Here is a 2,512-nt window from a genome sequence, read left to right on the forward strand (position 1 = left end):
TGGTCTCCAGTTTTGACATCCCACACGATGGCGTGGTCCGCGTGGATCTCGACGCGGTCCATCATGATGCGCAGCCAAGCGCCGGACACGTCGCGGGCGATGGCGACGACCTCGGCCGGAGCGGCCTGGAAGCCCTCGCAGCCGGGGATGCGGGCGAGCCGAAGCGCGACCTGCGTGGCGAGCGTTTCGGCCTTCTCGCAGTCGGGGCGCAGGATCGGCGCGTCGCCGGCGGCGTAGGCAGCGGCCCGGGAGGCCTTGGCGGCCCCGCCCTTGTAGTCGGCCGCGTCGATGATCACGAGGTCCGCGCCGTGCCCCAGGATCAACTTGTGGGCCGCTGTGCCGATCTCCATCGGGCGGGTCGGGTCCCGCTCGGCGTCCGGTGCCTTGCCCAGACGCGGGTGCTCGCTCCAGGCGTGCTCCTGGCTCTGGGTGATGAGCACCTTCGCGATCGATGAGGACAGCGAGGGCTCGGGCGCCGGGTCGGCGTGATAGACCCGCGCCGGCATGTGGTAGAGGCCGGGCGCCGACACGCGCCCCTCTTCGTGGTTGAGGATCTGCATGGCGGTCACTCCGCAGCTTCGGTGGCGACGACCATCGAGCCGGCAACCGCGCCGTCCTCGATGACGATTCCGACGGTGCTCCCGGCGCCGACGCGCTCGATCCACACCTGGTAGTCGGCGGCCTGCGCCATCTCGGCGAGGATCCGCATGGCCTCCTCGTCGAGGAGCGAGCCGTCCTGGATGCGGATGACCCGGAGCTTCGGGTTCGCCGCGATCGCGATGGCGACGGACGTGCGCAGCTGCTCGGCGCTGGACGCTTGATCGAACGGGACCTCGTTCAGCAGGATCTCGTCCTCGCCGAAGCCGATGCCGGGCACGGGCAGGTCCGCCTTGGCGATGGCCTCACGCTTCTGGGTCGCGCGGTCCTCGATGGCCTTGGTGAGGGCGGCCGCCTCGGTCTCGGCCGCCTGCACCTGCTTCTCGATCCGCTCCCGCTGTTCACGCTGGGCTACGGCGGCGTTGATGCGGCCGGCGTCGGCGATGCGCTGGCGCAGGTCGAGGGTGTCGATGGGCTCGGGGAGGGCCTCGGCGTCGGCGAGCTTGCCCCGCGTGACGACCATGCGGGCGTTGATCTTGTCGGCCTCAGCGTCCGCCTCATCGGCATCGTGCCGGAGCTGCTTCGCACGAGCGCGAAGCGTCTCGATTGAGGCTTCCTGCGCCGCGACCTCGTCCTCGGCCTGCTCTCGCCGGATACGGCGGCGCTCAAGGTCGGTGTTGAACTCCCCCGCCTCCTCCAGCTTCGCGACGAGGGCTGCATCGTCGATGCGCTCGGCCGGCGTGCCGGCGGGGACCTCGATGCTGACGGCCTGCGAGCGCAGGGTGCGGATCGTGCGGTTCACCTCGGTGCGGCGGTCGAAATCGGCCTTGCTGGCCTTCTCGATCGCGGCGAAGTCGACGCCCGGCACGAAGCGCTTCAGCGTCTCCAACTGCGCCTTTCCGTCCATGCGGGTGAAGGCGAGCGGGTCGAACGAGAGGGCGCTCAACAGGCTGTCGAGCATCTTCTGCGGGGACTGGTAGCGGGCGCCGTCGGCGCTCTCGACGACGAGGCTCGTGGTGTGGCCGCCCTCCTCCCGCCGGCGGAAGGTCCGGATCACCTTCAGGTCGCCCAGGTCGAGGCGGATACGGGCCTCGTTCTCCCCCTTGCGGATCGGCACGGCCTGGATGTGCGTGGTGCCGGAGACGGCCCACCAGATCGCATCCAGGACACTCGTCTTGCCCTGCCCGTTCCGGCCGGAAATCTCGACGATGTTCCCCTCGGGCGAGATCGTGACGGCGCGGAGCCGCTTCACGTTCTCGGCCTGCAATTCGATGATCTTCATGGCGGCGGTCACTCGGCGGCTTGAGGAAGGGCGGGGCGCTGGGCGAGGGCATCAGCGAGGGCGTTGGCCTGCTCGACCCACGCTTCGGCGAAGGCGGTGCGCTCGGCAGGGAAGTTCACCGGCTCGATGACGACGAAGGCGGACTCGCCATGACGATCTTCGACGGTGGCGCGGGTGCCGGGACGGACCCGGTACGGTGCGCGGTCGGTGAGGGCTGCGAGGCTCACCGGGAGGCCTCCATCCAGTCGCGCAGACGGATGGCCGCTTGCCGCGCATGGGGATGCAGGGCGGTGAGTAGGTCGTCGGCCGCCTCGATGAGGAAGCCCACGACCCAGACGGCTGCGAGCGGCGGCGCGCCGATCAGGAGGCGGACGGGGCGGCTCACGGGCGGACCCTCCGACCGAAGGCGAGGGCCAGGGCGCCGGTCACCAGCGCGGGCACCAGGACGGCGACGCGCACGGCGTGGCCCGCGATGGCGCGCAGGGTGTCGCCGGGCTGCGGGGCCGGCGTCAGGGTGGCGGCGTGGCCGACGAGGTCGCCGAGTGCCCAGAGGGCACCGACGAACACGATGGGCGCGGTGACGACGACGCAGGCGAGTTGGGGCTCGGTCAACATGACGGCCTCGCGAGGATG

Annotated in this window: 4 protein-coding genes and 1 pseudogene; all 5 read right to left on the reverse strand. The window is 70.9% G+C overall.

The genetic code is table 11. The annotated features are described in order from the left end of the window. A pseudogene (locus K2X24_RS13120) lies at nucleotides 1-560 on the reverse strand (hypothetical protein); the annotation flags it as partial. A 5-nt stretch (nucleotides 561-565) separates the two neighbouring features. Continuing rightward, the gene (locus K2X24_RS13125; protein WP_292495227.1) at nucleotides 566-1,879 is read right to left on the reverse strand and encodes an AAA family ATPase; all 1,314 of its coding nucleotides are present in this window, start codon (nucleotides 1,877-1,879) and stop codon (nucleotides 566-568) included. Between the two features lie 8 nt (nucleotides 1,880-1,887). Further along, nucleotides 1,888-2,106, reverse strand: a complete 219-nt coding sequence (locus K2X24_RS13130; RefSeq protein ID WP_292498792.1) for a hypothetical protein — start codon at nucleotides 2,104-2,106, stop codon at nucleotides 1,888-1,890. Continuing rightward, a complete protein-coding gene (locus K2X24_RS13135) occupies nucleotides 2,103-2,264 on the reverse strand; it encodes a hypothetical protein (RefSeq protein WP_292498794.1) in 162 nt (53 codons plus the stop codon). The genes K2X24_RS13130 and K2X24_RS13135 overlap by 4 nt, the downstream gene beginning before the upstream one ends. Continuing rightward, nucleotides 2,261-2,512 (reverse strand): hypothetical protein (locus tag K2X24_RS13140; RefSeq protein WP_292498799.1); only part of this gene is annotated, 252 nt, incomplete at its 5' end. The genes K2X24_RS13140 and K2X24_RS13135, both read right to left, overlap by 4 nt.

Origin of the sequence: Methylobacterium sp. (assembly GCF_019750675.1) — a bacterium.
Classification (GTDB): domain Bacteria; phylum Pseudomonadota; class Alphaproteobacteria; order Rhizobiales; family Beijerinckiaceae; genus Methylobacterium.

Excerpts from the sequence above, each read along its gene's own strand:
- K2X24_RS13125 (WP_292495227.1), bottom strand. The coding sequence starts at position 1,879 with ATGAAGATCATCGAATTGCAGGCCGAGAACGTGAAGCGGCTCCGCGCC.